The 17332-nt window shown below is 74.1% G+C and carries 14 protein-coding genes; 5 read left to right on the top strand and 9 right to left on the bottom strand.

What is annotated here, in order from left to right; all coding sequences use genetic code 11:
* Positions 1–334 precede the first annotated feature (334 nt).
* From AB0F13_RS11280 to AB0F13_RS11270, 3 genes are all read right to left on the bottom strand, one after another.
* Positions 335–2008, bottom strand: coding sequence for a sigma-70 family RNA polymerase sigma factor (locus AB0F13_RS11280; protein WP_362078734.1), 1674 nt, complete (start codon positions 2006–2008; stop codon positions 335–337).
* 110 nt (positions 2009–2118) lie between these two features.
* The gene (locus AB0F13_RS11275; protein ID WP_362078731.1) at positions 2119–3609 is read right to left on the bottom strand and encodes a PH domain-containing protein; all 1491 of its coding nucleotides are present in this window, start codon (positions 3607–3609) and stop codon (positions 2119–2121) included.
* A complete protein-coding gene (locus AB0F13_RS11270) occupies positions 3606–4133 on the bottom strand; it encodes a PH domain-containing protein (RefSeq protein WP_362078728.1) in 528 nt (175 codons plus the stop codon). The genes AB0F13_RS11275 and AB0F13_RS11270 overlap by 4 nt, the downstream gene beginning before the upstream one ends.
* Positions 4134–4222: 89 nt before the next feature.
* Here AB0F13_RS11270 and AB0F13_RS11265 point away from each other — a divergent pair, with 89 nt between their 5' ends.
* Positions 4223–4822, top strand: coding sequence for a TetR family transcriptional regulator C-terminal domain-containing protein (locus AB0F13_RS11265; RefSeq protein ID WP_362078725.1), 600 nt, complete (start codon positions 4223–4225; stop codon positions 4820–4822).
* A 7-nt stretch (positions 4823–4829) separates the two neighbouring features.
* Here AB0F13_RS11265 and AB0F13_RS11260 read toward each other — a convergent pair whose 3' ends face one another.
* The 6 genes from AB0F13_RS11260 to iolC form a co-directional block, all read right to left on the bottom strand.
* Positions 4830–6938 carry an FUSC family protein gene (locus AB0F13_RS11260; RefSeq protein WP_362078722.1) on the bottom strand — a complete coding sequence of 703 codons (2109 nt, stop codon included), beginning with the start codon at positions 6936–6938 and terminating at the stop codon, positions 4830–4832.
* Positions 6939–6996: 58 nt separating this feature from the next.
* The gene (gene mmsA, locus AB0F13_RS11255) at positions 6997–8490 is read right to left on the bottom strand and encodes a CoA-acylating methylmalonate-semialdehyde dehydrogenase (protein WP_362078719.1); all 1494 of its coding nucleotides are present in this window, start codon (positions 8488–8490) and stop codon (positions 6997–6999) included.
* A gap of 20 nt (positions 8491–8510) precedes the next feature.
* Positions 8511–10388 carry a 3D-(3,5/4)-trihydroxycyclohexane-1,2-dione acylhydrolase (decyclizing) gene (iolD, locus tag AB0F13_RS11250; protein WP_362078716.1) on the bottom strand — a complete coding sequence of 626 codons (1878 nt, stop codon included), beginning with the start codon at positions 10386–10388 and terminating at the stop codon, positions 8511–8513.
* A complete protein-coding gene (iolB, locus tag AB0F13_RS11245; protein ID WP_362078713.1) occupies positions 10385–11275 on the bottom strand; it encodes a 5-deoxy-glucuronate isomerase in 891 nt (296 codons plus the stop codon). The genes iolD and iolB overlap by 4 nt, the downstream gene beginning before the upstream one ends.
* A 281-nt stretch (positions 11276–11556) precedes the next feature.
* Positions 11557–12438 (bottom strand): deoxyribose-phosphate aldolase, encoded by an 882-nt coding sequence (locus tag AB0F13_RS11240; protein ID WP_362078710.1) that lies wholly within the window; start codon positions 12436–12438, stop codon positions 11557–11559.
* Positions 12435–13589 (bottom strand): 5-dehydro-2-deoxygluconokinase, encoded by a 1155-nt coding sequence (iolC, locus tag AB0F13_RS11235; RefSeq protein ID WP_362078707.1) that lies wholly within the window; start codon positions 13587–13589, stop codon positions 12435–12437. The genes AB0F13_RS11240 and iolC overlap by 4 nt, the downstream gene beginning before the upstream one ends.
* Positions 13590–13806: 217 nt before the next feature.
* Between iolC and AB0F13_RS11230 the strand changes: the two genes are divergently transcribed.
* The 4 genes from AB0F13_RS11230 to AB0F13_RS11215 all read left to right on the top strand — a co-directional run bounded on the left by AB0F13_RS11230 (position 13807) and on the right by AB0F13_RS11215 (position 17290).
* Positions 13807–14733, top strand: coding sequence for a sugar phosphate isomerase/epimerase (locus tag AB0F13_RS11230; RefSeq protein WP_362078704.1), 927 nt, complete (start codon positions 13807–13809; stop codon positions 14731–14733).
* 39 nt (positions 14734–14772) lie between these two features.
* Entirely contained in the window at positions 14773–15804 is a 1032-nt protein-coding gene (locus AB0F13_RS11225) for a Gfo/Idh/MocA family oxidoreductase (RefSeq protein WP_362078701.1), read from the top strand.
* Between the two features lie 75 nt (positions 15805–15879).
* Positions 15880–16881, top strand: a complete 1002-nt coding sequence (locus AB0F13_RS11220) for a Gfo/Idh/MocA family oxidoreductase (protein ID WP_362078852.1) — start codon at positions 15880–15882, stop codon at positions 16879–16881.
* Positions 16882–17083: 202 nt separating this feature from the next.
* Positions 17084–17290, top strand: a complete 207-nt coding sequence (locus AB0F13_RS11215) for a MerR family DNA-binding transcriptional regulator (protein ID WP_362078698.1) — start codon at positions 17084–17086, stop codon at positions 17288–17290.
* Positions 17291–17332 lie beyond the last annotated feature (42 nt).

The following is a 17332-nucleotide window of genomic DNA, read 5'->3' as shown; positions in this document are numbered from 1 at the left end:
GAACCACGCGGGCCCCAGGAGCAGGTGCCCGTACAGCACCGCACCGGGGAAGTCGTTGCGGACCGTCTGCAGGAGGCAGTAGCCGAGCGGGCTCGGTGCGCAACGGCACCGGAGTCCGCGACGATCTGTCCGCACAGGACGCATGGCGGCGTCGTCCTGCTCACACCGTCCCCCACGATTTCGGCCCAGGGTGCCGGGACCGAGCGGAACCCCGCGGAGCACCGGCCCGGGGCCGTACGACCTGAGCAGGCCGCTGACGCTCAGAGCGTGCAGCGCTTCGTCCGGACCGGACACGCCCGTTCAACGACGGGCGCGGCCGCGCGCTGCGGTGGCGTCAGCGGGCTCCGAAGACCTGGGTCCAGCGGGGGCCGCCCGGGGCCTGGTTGATGCCGACGCCGATCTCCTTGAAGGAGCAGTTGAGGATGTTCTTGCGGTGGCCGTCGCTGTTCATCCACGAGTCCATGACGGAGGCGGCGCTCTGCTGCCCGTAGGCGATGTTCTCGCCGTAGGTGCTCCACTTGTAGCCGGCGGCGGTGACGCGCTCGCCCGGGCCCTTGCCGTCGGGGTTGGTGTGGTTGAAGAAGCCGCGAGCCGCCATGTCGTCGGAGTGGCCCTGGGCGGCGGCGTCCAGGAGGCTGTTGGAGGTCACGGGCGAGCAGCCGGCCTTGGCCCGCTCGCTGTTGACCAGGTCGACGACCTGCTGGGCCAGGGGACCGCCGCCCGGGTTGCCCGCGGGGGGCTTGGGCGCGCTCTTCCCGGGGCGGGACGGGGCGGTGGTGCGCTCGGTCCCGGGGGTGGAGGCGTGGGTCTCGGGGGCCTTGGAGGGGGACTTCGACTCGGAGGCCGAGGCGCTCGGCGAGGGGCTCGCGGAGGCCGACGCACCGGTCCCGGCCGACTGCGAGGGGCCGGGGCGCAGCGGCGAGGGCTCCTTGGCGCTCTGCTGCCTGAGGCTGCTGGAGGAGTCGACGGCCTCGGTGTTGACGGTGGTGTCCTGGGAGTCCTTGAAGAAGTAGGTGCCGCCCAGTGCGCCGCCCGCCACGATCGCCAGGACGCCCGCCCCGATGACGGCCCGCCTGGCCGTACGGGACCGGCTGGCACCCGCGCGATGGCCGCCGCCCGCGCGCTGCCGGCGGCCGGCGGCGCGGTGGCCGCCCGAGCGGGGGCCCGGGCTGCCGGCGGGGGCCGGCGCGGCGTGGGCCACGGCCTGGGTGTGCGGGGCCGTCCCGCCGCCCCACCGGGCGAGCAGCGCGCCGCCGACCGGCACCAGGCCGAGGCCGACCAGCAGGCCCTCCGCCGGGTACAGGGCCGCCAGGGCACCGGAGCAGCGGCCGCAGCCGCGCACGTGCCGGGCTATTCGCTTGCGCCACAGGGCGGAGGGGACGCCGTCCCAGGGGGCGACGACGTCCGCGAGCTGCGGGCAGCGCGGCTGGGTGGTGAGGGCCTGGACCACGCCCCGGGCGGTGTCCAGCTGGGCCTTGGTCCGCTGGATGCGCACGGCCGCGTGCTGCGGGGCCAGTTCCAGGGCGGCGGCGACCTCGGTGCGCCGGAGCTCGCCGGCAGCCTCCAGCCACCACAGGGACAGGACCTCCTGCTCCCCGTCGTCGAGCCAGCGCGTGGCCTCGGCGGCCTCCTTGCGCTGGCCCTCCAGGCCGAGCCGCACGATGGTCAGGTCGACGAAGTCGGCCTTGGGGTCAGGCACTTCGCCGACCACTTCCTGCAGGCCGCTGAGGGGGGACTCGGGGCGGTCCGCCCGGCAGTGGGTGCGTATCTGGTTCATGGTGATCGCCACGAGCCAGGACCGGAAGCCTTCGGGGTCGCGCAGCCCGTCCAGGCCGTTGATCACGCGGAGCATCGTCTCCTGGACGACGTCGTCGACGTCGGCGTGCCCGTTCAGGGCGCGGCCGACGATGTTGTAGACCAGTGGCAGGTGGGAGGCGACGAGCTCGTCCTGTGCCGCGGTGTTCCCGGCCCGTGCCGCTTCCACCAGGGCCACGTTCTCACTCTTCACGCCCGCACCTCTTTCCGCACCCGCCACATTGGCGTCCGATCCGACACCTAGGAGACCGGGCATCGGTCCGCAGATAACAAAAAAGTAGGTGCGAATGTACGACAGAAAAGTCAGACAAGTGGTCGATCAAGGAACTCACTGACGATTCCCGGCACCGCAAACTCCGCGAATCCGACAGCTCCTTGGGCAGACATATCCCGTATGCGGTATCCGTCCTCCCCTGCGGCGACGGCCGCCGTGACAGTGACCACACCTGCGCGCCGGGAGAAGAGCGTGTCCGTGAAGGTCCACGCCAGCACCGCGTCCCGGTCGAGGGCCACCGTCCGGCGGCCGAAGGTGCCGGACCGCACGAGGAGGTGGCGCCCGCGCACCCCGTGGCCCAGCGACCGGTAGGCGTCGTGGGCCAGCGCCAGGGCGACCGGGGCCGCGACCGCCGTCCAGAGCGCCGCGCAGTACAGGAGCACGGGGGTGAGCAGCCACCCCAGCGCGGCGAGCACCACCGTCACTGGCAGCACGCCCCACACCAGTGCCCGCACCAGCCGCCGCCGCAGGGCGGCCCGGGGGTGCGGGTGCAGCCCCTGCTCCGGACCCGCCGCAATCGCCCGCGCCCCCAGCACCGCCGCGCACACCCGCAGGGCCACCGCCCGGGGCGCGGGCGGCAGGACGACGCTGCGCCCGCGGTTCTCCTCCCGGTCGCCCAGACCGCTCGCGACCGCGCGTACGCTCGCGCCGCCACCCGCGCGCAGCAACAGCGGTTCGTGCAGGGTCACTCCGCACAGCCGGGCGCGCTCGATGGAGACGGCCCGGGTGGTGAGCAGGCCCCGGCGGACGTGGAGGGTGGTCGTATCGGACCATTCCAGGCGGTACCGCCACCAGTTCTCGGCGTAGAGCAGCACCGCGCCCACGACGCCGAGCGCGGTGACGGCGAACAGGGCCAGGGGAACGGTGACCCACAGCGCGCTCCTGCCGAATTCGCGGAAGAGGTCCCGGACGAAGCCGGTCCGCCAGGGCTCGACGCCCATGGCGTCCAGCGCCCGCCAGGCCGAGCCGGCCACGGTGAGGACTCCACCGAAGACCCAGAAGGTCAGCGGCGCGTACCGCAGCCACCGCGCGTCAGCCTCGGCCAGGACCGGGTCCCCGGTCTCCTGGGCCGCGCCCGGTGCCCGCGCGAGGAGTTCCGCCCTCAGCCGCGCACCCTCGGCCCGCGAGAGCGCCTCCAGGGACAGTTCGCCGGTACGCCCGCCGCCGGTGCCCGCCCTCAGCACGGTCAGGCCGAGCAGCCGCTGCACGGGGTTGGCGGTCAAGTCGACGGTGCGGATGCGGTGCAGGGGGATCGCCCGTACGCGCCGGGTGAGCAGGCCCGTGCGCAGTTCGAGGGAGTCGTCGGTGACGCGGTAGCGGGTGCGCCGCCAGGTGAGGAGGCCGGCGCCGGTGAGGCCGGCGAAGACGAGCGTGATGACAGCGAGCGTGATCCAGGCCCGTGCGGGCGGCCGCCCGCCCGTGGCGAGCGCGGTCAGCGCCAGCGAACCCAGCGGAGCGACCGTCCAGGCGCAGTGCGCCAGGAGCGTACGGGGGTCCGGGCGGCGCCACTGCCCGCTCATGCCGCGTCTCCCGGAAGGAGCCGGGCCGCCGCCGCGACGCGCTCCGCCAGTTCGCGGGCGACCTCGTCGCAGACCCCGGCGATCGTCACGTCCCCGGCGGTGGAGGCCGTGGTGACGGTCACCGTGGCGAGTCCGTACCGCCGTTGCAGCGGGCCGCGCCGGATGTCGACGGTCTGCACCCGTGACAGCGGAGCGATGCGGCGCCGGCGGAAGAACCAGCCGTCGGCCGCGTGGACCGCCGTCTCCCCCAGCTCCCAGGCGTGCACGCGACAGCGCTGGGCGGGCATGACCAGGGCGTAGCCGAGCGCGGGCAGGACGAGGACGACGCCCGCCGTCGGGGCCAGCCAGGGCAGCGCGCCGGGGAAGAGGAGGGCCGAGAGGAGGAGCAGGGCGAGCGCGGTCAGCAGCAGGGGCCCGCTGACGGTGAGCCACGCCTGTGCGGCCCACCAGCGGCGGGCGCGGGGATCGACCCGGTGACGTGGCGGCCGGAGCCGCGGTTGCCAAGAATGCGGATGTCCGGCCACGATGTCCCCCGTTTTTCTTTCAAGTCAGTTGTACTGCCAAGGGCAAGGCTATGACAATACAACTGACCTGCAAAACTGGAGGCAGCACCGTGCCCAAGCGCGTCGACCACGACGAACGCCGCAGCAGCATCGCCGAGGCCCTGTGGCGGATCGCGTCCACGCGCGGTCTCGAAGGCGCGAGCCTGCGGGACGTGGCGGCCGAGGCGGGCATGTCGCTCGGGCAGCTGCAGCACTACTTCCGCAGCCGGGGCGACATGCTCGTCTTCGCCCTCGCCCACATCAACGAGCTCGCCACGCGTCGCATCCGCGCCCGCGTCGAGGCGTCGGCGGGCGGGCCCGCACCGCGCACGGTCCTGCGCGAGACGGTCGCCGAGATGCTGCCCCTGGACGCCAACAGCCGCAACGGCCACCTCGTCCAGGTCGCCTACTTCGCGCAGGCCGTCCACGACGAGCGCCTGCGCCACCACGCCAAGGACGGTGTCCCGCTGCTGCGGGAGCTGTTCGCCGGGCAGATCCGGGCGGCGATGGAGCGCGGCGAGATCGCGGCCGACCGCGACCCCGACACCGAGGCGATGCTGCTGATCTGCCTGGTCGACGGCCTCGCCAGTCACGCCCTGCTCGACGTGCAGACCCCGCGGGAGACGATGCGCCTCGCGGAGGCGCACCTGGACCGCCTGTTCACGCCGTGACCGGCCCTCACCGCCGCCGCGCCCGGCGGTTGCGGTTGCGGCTGCGCCCCCGCGGTGGCGTCAGCGCCTGCGCCAGCTCCTCCAGCGCGTCCAGCAGCAGCTCCGACGCCCGTACCGCCACCCCCTCCTCGCCCGCCGCCGCCCGCCAGGCGGCATGGGCCCGGCGCGGGCCCGACCAGTCCAGCCTGCCCCGCTCCCGCACGGCACCCGCCGCGTCCGGCAGCGCGGCGCGCAGCGCGGCCGCGAACTCCGCCGCGCCCGGGGAGGGTTCGGCGTCCCGGTCCGGGAGGTGGGCCTCCATGAGCATCGTGGCGCGCCCCATCGTGGAGAGCGCCGACTCCGCCGCGCGTTCGGCCTTCCGGGAGATGCCCCGGTGGCGCACCGGCTCCTTCTCCGCGCGCCCGGCGGCCTCCTCCCACCTCAGGCGTGCCGCCCGCGAGTCCAGCAGGGCCTCGCGCACCCGGCGCGGCTTGCGGTCCGCCGGGTGCGCGTAGACGTCGAGCACCGCGAGGGCGTAGCGGCCGTTGGTCTCCAGCCAGTCGGCGAGCCGGTCGCGCAGCCTGAGCGTCTCCCAGGCGGGGAAGACCGCGTACGCGGCCAGCGCCAGCAGGCCGCCCAGCAGGGTCAGCGCCAGCCGGGCCTGCACGGTCTGCGACCAGCCCTCGCCCGCGATGCCGAGCAGGAAGACGACGTAGGCGGCGATGCACGCGGAGGCCACGCTGTAGCCCGTACGCATCAGCAGGTACATCAGGGCGATGCAGAGCACGGCCAGCGCCGCGCACACGTACGTGCCCGGGTGCACCAGCGCCACGAGCCCCCCGGCGAGCCACACGCCGACGACGGTCCCGGCGAAGCGCGCGACGCCCCGCGAGTAGGTCTGGGCGAAGTCCGGCCGCATGACCATCACCGAGGTCATCGGCGCCCAGTAGCCGTGCCCCAGGGGCAGCGCGGTCCCCAGGGCGTAACCGGTCAGGACCACCGCCGTCACCCGCACCGCGTGCCGGCCGATGGCCGAGGACCAGCGCGCCTCGCGCCGCAGGGCCCGCAGGCCGACGGGCACGAGCCGGGGCACGGAGGGGCGCAGCAGGTGGCGGTGCTCCCCGGCGGCGGCGGGCCCGGTCGACTCGACGCGCTCGTCGGCGGACTCGACGACCTCGGCGAGGAGCACCATCAGCCGCAGCGCGGAGCGGCGGGCGGCGCCGGTGAGGACGAGCCCGGACTCGTCGGGCACGTCCAGGGTGGCCATCACCTCCGGCGGCAGCCGCACCGGCTTGCCCCAGCGGACCGCGTGCGCCACCGCGTCCAGCACGACCGCGGCGGCAGCCAGCAGCTCCTGGGCCCGGTCCCGTTCGGGCCCTTCGGGGGGCGGGCCGAGGACGGGGTCGGCGAGCGAGGCCAGGACGGGCCGCAACCGCTCCGCCAGGCCCCGGGGGCCGCCGAGCTGGCCGGGCCTGCGGCGCGCCTGGCGGGGCGTCAGGGCGGCGGCACTGCGGGCGTCCATCAGCGGCTGGGGGTCGAAGCGGGCCTCCGGGTCGTGGCGGAGCCGGCGGGCGTAGTCGGCCTCGGCGGCCAGCGCGTCGGCGAGCGCGTCGCGCTGGCGCCCCCAGGGCCGGATCGGCAGGGCGAGGATGAGCGCCGCCTGCACCAGCCCGCCGAAGACGATGAGGGCCGCGTGGTGCAGCGCGCCGAGCACCGAGGTGGGCAGGGTGACGGTGAACAGCATGACGGCGACCATCTGCGAGGCCACCATCCCCGACACGGGCCCGATCGCCCACGCCATGCCCGCCAGCAGCGTCCAGACGGCCAGGAGCACGGCGAAGACCACGTGGTCGCCGATGGCCATGTAGCCCACGAACGTGCTGAAGCCCAGCCCGACCGACACGGCGAGCGCCAGCACCGGCCGCGGCCGCCAGCTGCGCTGGAAGGTGGCCAGCCCCGAGGCGAAGGCGCCGAAGGCCGACGAGACGGCCAGCTTGGGCGTGCCGAGCCACAGGGTGAGGCCGATGACGATCGCGACGCCGCACGCGCCGCGCAGCGCGACCAGCGGTTCCAGCTTGGTGCGCTCGATCGTCAGCCCGGCGCGTGCGGTGTCCTTCAGCGCGCTCGACCAGGTCATGCCCCGAGCTTACGGGGCCCATCCCGGCAAACCGGGACGAACCCCTCGCGGCGGCCGCTCAGCGGTGGTGCGGGAACCCCAGGTCGACGCCGCCGTCCTCGGGGTCGGGCCACCGGGTGGTGACGACCTTGCCCCGCGTGTAGAAGCGGACGCCGTCGTTTCCGTAGATGTGGTGGTCGCCGAAGAGCGAGTGCTTCCAGCCGCCGAAGGAGTGGTAGCCGACCGGCACCGGAATGGGCACGTTCACGCCCACCATGCCCGCCTCGGCCTCCAGTTGGAAGCGGCGGGCCGCGCCGCCGTCGCGGGTGAAGATCGCGGTGCCGTTGCCCCACGGCGAGGCGTTGACGATGGCCACGCCCTCCTCGTAGGTCTGCGCGCGCAGCACGCACAGCACCGGGCCGAAGATCTCGTCGCGGTAGGCGTCCGCGCCGGTCGGCACCTTGTCCAGCAGCGACAGGCCGATCCAGTGGCCGTCCTCATAGCCCTCGACGGTGAAGCCGGTGCCGTCCAGGACGACCTCCGCGCCCTGGGCGGCGGCTCCGCGGACGTAGGAGGCGACCTTGTCGCGGTGGGCCTTGGTGATCAGCGGGCCCATCTCGGACGTGGGGTCGTCACCCGGCCCGATCTTGATCTTCTCGGCGCGCTCACGGATCTTCGCCACCAGCTCGTCCCCGGTGCCGCCGACCGCGACGACCGCCGAGATGGCCATGCAGCGCTCGCCGGCCGAGCCGTAGGCGGCGGAGACGGCGGCGTCCGCGGCGGCGTCCAGGTCGGCGTCGGGCAGCACCAGCATGTGGTTCTTGGCGCCGCCCAGCGCCTGCACGCGCTTGCCGTGGGCGGAGGCCGTGGTGTGGATGTAGCGGGCGATGGGGGTGGAGCCCACGAAGGAGACGGCGGCGACGTCGGGGTGTTCGAGCAGCCGGTCGACGGCCGTCCTGTCGCCGTTGACGACGTTGAGGACGCCGTCGGGCAGGCCCGCCTCTGCGGCGAGCTCCGCCAGGCGGAGCGCGGCCGAGGGGTCCTTCTCGCTCGGCTTGAGGACGAAGGTGTTGCCGCAGGCGATGGCGAGCGGGAACATCCACATCGGCACCATGGCCGGGAAGTTGAAGGGCGTGATGCCCGCGACGACGCCCAGCGGCTGCCGGATCGAGGCGACGTCCACGCGGCTGGAGACCTCGGTGGACAGCTCGCCCTTGAGCTGCGTGGTGATCCCGCACGCCAGCTCGACGATCTCCAGGCCGCGGGCGACCTCGCCGAGCGCGTCGGAGTGCACCTTGCCGTGCTCGGCGGTGATCAGCTCCGCGAGCTCGTCGCGGTGGGCGTCCAGCAGCGCACGGTAGCGGAACAGCACCGCCGTGCGCGCCCCCAGCGACGAGCCGCCCCACGTCGCGTACGCGGCCTTCGCCGCCGCGACGGCCGTGTCGACCTCCTCGGCGGACGCGAACGCGACCCGCGTGGTGACGGCACCGGTCGCCGGGTCGGTCACCGGTCCGTACTCGCCGGAGGCACCCTCTACGGACTTGCCGCCGATCCAGTGGTTGACGGTCTTCATCTGCTGCGACCTCTCTTACGTCAAAGGTAACGACGGCGGGCGGCTGCGTTGCGCTCGTACTCCTCCCGGGCCAATACGGCCGCCGGGCGGGTCGCGGTCTCGGCGACAGGCACATCCCACCACGCCTGGGCGGGGGGCGCGCCGGACACTGTGTCGGCTGTTTTCGTCTCCACATAGACACATGTGGGCCGGTCGGAGGAGCGCGCCTCGGCCAGCGCCGCGCCCAGCTCGTGGACCGTACGGGGCCGCAGCACGCTCATGCCCAGAGAGGCGGCGTTGGCGGCGAGATCGACGGGCAGCGGGTCGCCGGTGTACGTGCCGTCGGGCGACCGGAAGCGGTAGGCGGTGCCGTAGCGCTCGCCGCCGACGGACTCGGAGAGGCCGCCGATCGAGGCGTAGCCGTGGTTCTGCACCAGGATCACCTTGATGGCGATGCCCTCCTGCACGGCGGTGACGAGCTCGGTCGGCATCATCAGGTACGTGCCGTCTCCGACCAGTGCCCACACGGGCCTGTCGGGGGCGGCCAGGCACACGCCGATCGCGGCCGGGATCTCGTATCCCATGCAGGAGTAGCCGTATTCGACGTGGTACTGGCGGCGGGAGCGGGCCCGCCAGAGCTTGTGCAGGTCGCCGGGGAGCGAACCGGCCGCGTTGATGATCACGTCCTCGTCGCCGACGACGGCGTCGAGCGCGCCGATCAGCTGGGTCTGGGTGGGGAGCCGCCCGTCGCCGTCGTCCCGCCAGGAGTAGACGTAGTCGACCGCCGCCTCCCACTCGCGCTTCCCGGCGGTGTACGCGCTCACGTACGCGTCCGGCACCCGGTGGCCCCGCAGCCCTTCCGCCAGCGCCTGAAGGCCCGTGCGGGCGTCGGCCACCAGGGGCAGCCCGGCGAGCTTGTGCGCGTCGTAGGCGGCGATGTTGAGGTTGACGAAGCGCACGCCGGGGGCGGCGAAGAGGGTCGCGGAGGCGGTGGTGAAGTCGCTGTAGCGGGTGCCGACGCCGATGACCAGGTCGGCGGCGCCCGCGAGGGCGTCGGCGACGGCGGTGCCGGTGTGGCCGATGCCGCCGACGTCGCAGGGGTGGTCGTGGCGCAGCGAGCCCTTGCCGGCCTGGGTGGAGGCGACCGGGATGCCGGTGGCGTCGGCGAGCGCGCGCAGCGCGTCCTCGGCCTCGCTGTGGTGGACGCCGCCGCCGGCGACGATCAGCGGGCGCCGGGCGTCCCGCACCGCGGCCACCGCCGCGGCCAGCCCGGCGGGGTCGGGGCCGGGGCGGCGCACGTGCCAGACGCGGCCGGCGAAGAACTCCTCCGGCCAGTCGTACGCCTCGGCCTGGACGTCCTGGGGCAGGGCGAGGGTGACGGCGCCGGTCTCCACGGGGTCGGCCAGCACCCGCACGGCCTGCAGCGCGGCGGGGATCAGCGCCTCGGGGCGCGTGATCCGGTCGAAGTAGCGGGAGACCGGGCGCAGGCAGTCGTTGACGGAGACGTCGCCGGCGCCGGGGTGTTCGAGCTGCTGCAGCACCGGGTCGGCGGGCCGGGTGGCGAAGGTGTCGCCGGGGAGGAGGAGCACGGGGAGGCGGTTGACCGTGGCGAGGGCGGCGCCGGTGACGAGGTTGGTGGCGCCGGGGCCGATGGAGGTGGTGACCGCGTGCGCGGACAGCCGGTCGCACTGACGGGCGTAGCCGACGGCGGCGTGGACCATGGCCTGTTCGTTGCGGCCCTGGAGGTAGGGCAGCCCGTCCCCGGTCTCCAGCAGCGCCTGCCCGATCCCGGCGACGTTGCCGTGGCCGAAGATGCCCCAGCAGGCGGCGACCAGGCGCCGGCGGTGGCCGTCGCGCTCGGTGTACTGGTGCGCGAGGAACTCCACCAGCGCCTGGGCGACGGTGAGGCGTCGGGTCATCGTCCTTGTTCTCCCTCGGGGTACAGCGGCAGCCGGGGATCGACGGGCCGCTCGGGCCAGGTGGTGCGGATCCAGGCGTGGTCGGGGTGGTCGCGGATGAGCCACTCCCGCTCGGCGCCGGGCCCGGCCATGACGTTGAGGTAGTACATGGCGTGCCCGGGCGCGGCGATGGACGGTCCGTGCCAGCCGTCGGGGATCAGCACCGCGTCACCGCTGCGGACTTCGGCGAGGATGTCGGTGCCCCCGTCCCGCGAAGGCGACACCCGCTGGTAGCCGACGCCGGCGGTGCCGCCGGGCGCCTCGGCGATCTCGAAGTAGTAGATCTCCTCGAGCTCCGACTCCTCGCCCGGGCGGTGCTCGTCGTGCTTGTGCGGCGGGTACGAGGACCAGTTGCCGCCCGGTGTGATGACCTCGACCGCGATGAGCCGCTCGCACGCGAAGACCCCGGCGGCGGCGAAGTTGTTGACCTGCCGCGAGCAGTCGCCGGTGCCGCGGAGCTCGACGGGGACGGCGGAGGCGGGAACGTAGCGGGCGGGCAGCGCACGCTCGCAGCGCGCCCCCGTGAGCGCGAAACGGCCGCCCTGCGGGGAGGTCACGGTGACGTGCGCGTCACGCGGCACATAGGCGAAGTCGGTGACGGCCGCGAAGACGCTTTCGCGACCCCGCAGTTCGAAGGTGATGTCGTCGGCGGCGACCGTACAGCCGCCGCTGAGGGGCAGCACGATCCACTCGCTGTCGCCGGTGGGGAACTCGTGGCTGTCGCCGGGCGGGAGCGTCAGGACGCGCAGGGAGGAGTACGTCCAGCCGGCGCGCTCGGGGGCGATGTCCAGGTCGTACGCGCCGCCGGCGGCGGTGCCGGCGGGGAGATGGTGATCGGCTGACGTCATACGGTCCTCGTCTCTTGGTGGCCGGTACCCGCTGGTTCCTTCCCCCGACCCGCCCCTTCCCGTAACCGGGGCTCCGCCCCGGACCCCGGTCCTCAATCGCCGGACGGGCTTGATTGTTGCCCGGACCGGCGGAAAACCAGCCCGTCCGGCGCTTGAGGACACAGCACAACCAGCCCGTCCGGCGCTTGAGGACACAGCAGCACAACCAGCCCGTCCGGCGCTTGAGGACAGGAAACGGTGAAAGGGCGGGTAGGGGAAGGAACCCTCCGGCACGCGACAGCTCACAGCAGCCCCACCGCCGTATCGACCGCGGCCCCCACATCCCCGTCCACCGGATACAGCAGGGCCCGCCCCACCACCAGCCCCTGCACGGACGGCAGCGCGAGCGCGCCCCGCCACCGCTCGTACGCCGCATCCTGGTCCCCGCCCACGTCACCCCCCAGCAGCACCGCCGGCAGCGTCGACGTCTCCATCACCCTCGCCATGTCACCGGCGTCATCGGTGACCGGCACCTTCAGCCAGGTGTACGCCGACGTGGCGCCGAGTCCCGACGCGATGGCGATGGAGGTGGTGACGGCGTCGGCGCCGAGGTCGTTGCGGACCGTGGCTCCGACGCGCCGGGACAGGAACGGCTCCACGAAGACCGGCAGCCGGCAGGCGGCCATCTCGTCGATGGCGCGCGCGGCGGATTCCATCGTGGTCAGCGAGCCGGGGTCGTCGTAGTCGATGCGCAGCAGCAGCTTGCCGGCGTCGAAGCCCCGCCGGACCAGGTCGCCGGCGCGGGGCCCGGTGAAGCGGTCGTCCATCTCGAAGGAGGCGCCGAAGAGGCCGCCGCGGTTCATGGAGCCCATGACGACCTTGTTCTCCAGGGCGCCGAGCAGCAGCAGGTCGTCGAGGATGTCGGCGGTGGCGAGCACCCCGTCCACGCCGGGGCGCGAGAGGGCGAGGCACAGTCGCTCCAGGAGGTCGGCACGGTTGGCCATGGCCAGGCTCCGGCCGGCGACGTCGAGGGCGCCGCGCGCGGTGTGGTCGGCGGCGACGATCATCAGCCGGCCGCTGTCGCCGAGGAGGGGGCGGCGGGCCCGCCGCGCGGCGGCCTCGGCGATGGCCTCGGGGTGCCTGCTGCGGACCTTCGGCAGGTCGGCGATACGGATGGACGTCACGAGCGGCCCTCGGCTTCCATGGAACGGCCGCCGGCACGGCCACCGGAACCGGCATCGTGGCTGCGGTCACCGCCACCCAGGGCACCGGCATCGGCACCGGCACCGGCGCTGCGGTCACCGCCACCGGGGGCACCGGCACCGACGCAACCACCATCGGCACCCGCACCGCCGAGCAGCCCCTCGACCTCGTCGCGCCCCGGCATCGCGGCCGAGCACGCCAGCCGGGACGCGACGATCGCGCCCGCCGCGTTGGCGTACCGCACGGCGCGCTCCAGGTCCCAGCCCGCCAGCAGGCCGTGGCAGAGCGCGCCGCCGAAGGCGTCGCCGGCGCCGAGCCCGTTGACGACCTCCACGGCCATGGGCGGTACCTGCGCGGTGGTGCCGTCGCGGTGCACGGCGAGGACTCCCCGGGGACCCCGCTTGACGACGGCGAGCTCCACACCGGCGTCCAGCAGCGCCCGCGCCGCGGCGTGCGGTTCGCGTTCACCGGTGGCGACCTCGCACTCGTCGGCGTTGCCCACGGCCACGGTGGCGTGGGCGAGGGCCGCCGCGTAGTGCGGCCGGGCGGCGGCCATGGCGGCCGGTCCGCGGGCGCCACCGGCGTCGGAGGCGCCGCCCTCGCCGCCCCAGAACATCGGCCGCCAGTCGAGGTCGAAGACGGTGACGTCCCGCTTCGCCCGGGCTGCGAGCGCCGTGAGGGTCGCCGTCCGGCTGGGCTCCTCGCTCAGGCCCGTGCCGGTCACCCAGAAGATCCGGGCGGCGCGGATGGCGTCCAGGTCCAGCTCGGCGGCATGGATCTCCAGGTCGGGCGCCTTGGGGCGGCGGTAGAAGTACAGCGGGAAGTGGTCCGGCGGGTGGATCTCGCAGAAGGTCAGGGGCGTGGGGTAGGCGGTCACGGGCGTCACCCAGCGGTCGTCGACGCCGAAGTCGCGCAGGGCCCGGCGGACATAGCCGCCGAACGGGTCGTCACCGGTGCGGCTGATCAGCGCGGTGCGGCGGCCCAGCCGGGCGGCGGCGACCGCGACATTGGCCGCCGATCCGCCCAGGAACCTGCCGAACGTCTCGACCTCCGCCAGTGGCACCCCGGTCCGCAGGGGGTAGAGGTCCACCCCGGCCCGGCCCATGGTGATGAGGTCGTAAGGACCGGTCATGGTCTCCCCTCCGCCCTTCGGCTCCGGGGCTCAGGTCTAGCGGGCCGCGCACAGCAATGTCAAGCATTTGTCCTTACATAAGGACGTCACAGACAAGGGATTGACGTTACGTCCATATGTCCGGACGAAACCTTGACACTCCCCTGCCCAGCCAGGAAGCTACGGGCATCCCCAGCCTTGCCCGGTCAACGCCGACCGGCGAGAGGAGAGCCGCCGCATGGACGCCGCCGCCCGACCGCCTCTTCCCCCCGCCCTGAACCGGATCCGTGTCGGCTCCGCGCCGGATTCGTGGGGCGTCTGGTTCGCCGACGACCCGGCGCAGGTCCCCTGGGAACGCTTCCTGGACGAGGTGTCGGAGGCGGGTTACGAGTGGATCGAGCTGGGCCCGTACGGCTATCTGCCCACCGATCCCGCCCGGTTGCGCGACGAGACCGGCCGCCGGGGGCTGAAGGTCTCCGCCGGTACGGTCTTCACCGCCCTGCACCGCGGTCCCTCCGTCTGGGACGAGACGTGGGCGCAGGTCGCCCGGGTCGCCGGGCTGACCCGGGCGGTGGGCGCGCACCACCTCGTCGTCATCCCCTCCTTCTGGCGCGACGACAGGAGCGCCGAGATCATCGAGAGCCCCGAGCTCACCGCCGAGCAGTGGCGCCACCTCAACACCGGCATGGAGCGCCTGGCCGACGAGGTCATGGGCCGGTACGGGCTGTCCATCGCCGTGCACCCGCACGCCGACACCCACATCGACACCGAGGCCCATGTCGAGCGCTTCCTCGACGCCACCGACCCCGGCCTGGTCAACCTCTGCCTGGACACCGGGCACTACGCCTACTGCGGCGGCGACAGCGTCAAGCTCATCAAGACCTACGGCGAACGGATCGACTACCTCCACCTCAAGCAGGTGGACCCGGCGGTCCTGGCCGATGTGACCGGGCGGGGCACCGCCTTCGGCCCCGCCGTCCGGCAGGGCGTGATGTGCGAGCCGCCGCGCGGCATCCCGGCGCTGGAGCCCGTACTGACCGCCGCGCAGGGGCTCGGCGTGGACCTGTTCGCCATCGTCGAGCAGGACATGTACCCCTGCCCGCCCGACCGGCCGCTGCCCATCGCCCGGCGCACCCGCGCCTTCCTGCGCTCCTGCGGCGCGTAGCCCGGCGGAACGAGCCCGAGGAACGTGAGGAAACAAGCCATGAGAGACGGAACGCTCGGCGTAGCCGTGATCGGCACCGGCCGGATGGGCTCGGACCACGTCCGGCGCATCGACGAGGTCATCAGCGGGGCGCGGGTGGCCGCCGTCGTGGACCTCGACGGTGAGCGCGCCAAGGGGGTGGCGGCCCTCGTCGACGGCTGCGCCGCCTACACCGACCCGGCGGCCGCCATGGCCGCCGACGACGTCGACGCCGTGATCATCGCCTCCCCCGGCCCGGCCCACGAGGCGGCGCTGCTGGAGGCGTTCGCGCGTGACCTGCCCGTCCTGTGCGAGAAGCCGCTCACTCCGGACGCCGCCTCGGCCCTGCGGGTGGTGGAGGCCGAGACGCGGCTGGGGCACCGGCGGGTGCAGGTGGGCTTCATGCGGCGCTTCGACGCCGAGTTCGGGCAGCTGAAGGCGGTGCTGGACGGGGGCGGGCTCGGCCGGACGCTGATGCTGCACTGCACGCACCGCAACGCCTCGACGCCGCCCGGCTTCACCAGCCGGATGACGATCAACGACTCGGTGGTGCACGAGGCCGACGTCACCCGCTGGCTGCTGGGCCAGGAGATCACCGCCGTCACCGTCCTGCGGCCGGCTCCCTCGGCCGCCGCGCCCGAGGGGCTGAGCGACCCTCAGCTCGTCCTCTTCGAGACCTCCGGCGGCGCGGTCGTCGACGTCGAGATCTTCGTCAACTGCGGCTTCGGCTACCAGGTGCGCTGCGAGGCGGTCGGCGAGCACGGCACCGCGCGCGCCGGCGACGCGCACGGGCTGTACGTGAATGCCGCCGGCCGGTGGGGCGGGGAGATCGCCCAGGACTATGTCGTGCGCTTCAAGGACGCCTACGACCGGGAGGTGCAGGCGTGGGTCGACGCCACCCGGCGCGGCGGGGTCATCGGCCCCAGCGCCTGGGACGGCTACGCGGCCGCCGCCGTCTGCGAGGCGGGCGTACGGGCCCAGGAGAGCGGCGGTCGCACGGCGGTCACGCTCGCCGAGCGCCCGGACCTGTACCGGGCGGCGGACCGGAGTTGAGGGCCTCCGCCCCCGCCCGCACCGCCGTGGGTACCGACGACGAAACGGGGTGACGAAGCGATGACCAGTGACCTGCTGCGCGTCGGAGTGCTCGGCGCGGGCCGCATCGGATCGTTCCACGCGGCGGCGCTCGCCGTCGTGGCGGGTGTCGGCGAGCTGGTGATCGCCGACACCGAGCCCGCCAGGGCCGAGGCGCTGGCCGGGCGGGTCGCCGGGGCCCGCGCGCTCCGGTCGGCGGACGAGGTCCTCGCGGCGAGCGACGCGGTGGTCATCGCCACCGCCACCGCCGCCCACGCGGAGCTGATCGCCCGGGCGGCGCGGGCCGGACTGCCCGCCTTCTGCGAGAAGCCCCTCGCCCTGGACCCGGTGGGCACGGCCGCGGCCCTGCGCGAGGCGGAGGCGGCGGGCACCCTGCTGCAGATCGGTTTCCAGCGCCGCTTCGACGCCGGGTACCGGGCGGCGCGCGAGGCGCTGCGGTCCGGGGCGCTGGGGCGGGTGCACACCATCCGGTGCGTCAACTCCGACGCCGTGCCGCCGCCGGCGGAGTTCGTCCCGCTGTCCGGCGGCCTGATCCGGGACTGCATGGTCCATGACTTCGACGCGGTGCGGTGGCTGACGGGACGTGAGGTGGTGGAGGTGTACGCGCGGGGCAGCGACGGCGGCGCGGCCTTCTTCCGGGAGGCGGGCGACGTGGACACCGCCGCCGCTCTCCTCACCCTGGACGACGGCACGCTCGTCACGGTGACCGCCACCCGTTACAACGGCGCCGGGTACGACGTGCGGATGGAGCTGTCGGGCGAGCGCGACCAATGGGTGGTCGGGCTGGCCGGTCGTACGCCCATGACCTCGGCGGAGCCGGACGGTCCGGCGGCCCCCGAGCGGCCCTGGCCGGGCTTCCTGGAGCGGTTCGAGGACGCCTACCGGGCGGAGCTGGCGGCCTTCGTGCGGGCCGCGCGGGGCGAGAGGGACAATCCCTGCCCGGCGGTGGAGGGGTTGCGGGCGCTGCTGGTCGCGGAGGCGTGCGAGGTCTCCCGCCGGGAGAACCGGCCGGTGCGGGTGGAGCGGGACGTCGGCTGAGCCCCCGGGGGTCTGTTACCGAGTTACCTTCCTGTCACGGTCGTCACATCCGCGCGAACCTTCCGTCACAGAAGCCCGACAGCGCTCCGTCATGGTCACTCTCCGTCGTTGTCCGGGGACAGGCTGGCGATCAAGAACGGCAGCGTCGCGGCTCCCCCCACGGACCCCTCCGTGGCTGCGGCGCAGCGGAGAGGCGCGAGAGATGGCCGACCGTCGACTCTGGTCCTACAAGGAGATCGCCGCACATATCGGCGTGCAGACCGATACGGTGCGCTCGTACCGCAAGCACGGGCTGTTGCCCGCCCCCGACCGCACCGACGGCGGGAGACCGTACTGGTTCGCCGACACCATTCGGACCTGGGTGACCCAGCGCCCCGGCCGCAACGGGCGCGCACGCGGTCGGTCCTGACCCGCAGAAACCTTCAACCGCTCACCCCTTTACCCCCCGGGA

It is taken from the genome of Streptomyces sp. NPDC026206 (assembly GCF_040638465.1).
Lineage (GTDB): Bacteria > Actinomycetota > Actinomycetes > Streptomycetales > Streptomycetaceae > Streptomyces.
This window is presented reverse-complemented; position numbering and strand designations above follow the sequence as displayed.

What these genes read in the sequence shown, in the direction of transcription:
- AB0F13_RS11275 (WP_362078731.1), bottom strand. Translation starts at nt 3,609, where the DNA reads ATGAGCGGGCAGTGGCGCCGCCCGGACCCCCGTACGCTCCTGGCGCAC.
- AB0F13_RS11260 (WP_362078722.1), bottom strand. Translation starts at nt 6,938, where the DNA reads ATGACCTGGTCGAGCGCGCTGAAGGACACCGCACGCGCCGGGCTGACG.
- mmsA (WP_362078719.1), bottom strand. Translation starts at nt 8,490, where the DNA reads ATGAAGACCGTCAACCACTGGATCGGCGGCAAGTCCGTAGAGGGTGCC.
- iolD (WP_362078716.1), bottom strand. Translation starts at nt 10,388, where the DNA reads ATGACCCGACGCCTCACCGTCGCCCAGGCGCTGGTGGAGTTCCTCGCG.
- iolB (WP_362078713.1), bottom strand. Translation starts at nt 11,275, where the DNA reads ATGACGTCAGCCGATCACCATCTCCCCGCCGGCACCGCCGCCGGCGGC.
- iolC (WP_362078707.1), bottom strand. Translation starts at nt 13,589, where the DNA reads ATGACCGGTCCTTACGACCTCATCACCATGGGCCGGGCCGGGGTGGAC.
- AB0F13_RS11230 (WP_362078704.1), top strand. Translation starts at nt 13,807, where the DNA reads ATGGACGCCGCCGCCCGACCGCCTCTTCCCCCCGCCCTGAACCGGATC.
- AB0F13_RS11225 (WP_362078701.1), top strand. Translation starts at nt 14,773, where the DNA reads ATGAGAGACGGAACGCTCGGCGTAGCCGTGATCGGCACCGGCCGGATG.
- AB0F13_RS11215 (WP_362078698.1), top strand. Translation starts at nt 17,084, where the DNA reads ATGGCCGACCGTCGACTCTGGTCCTACAAGGAGATCGCCGCACATATC.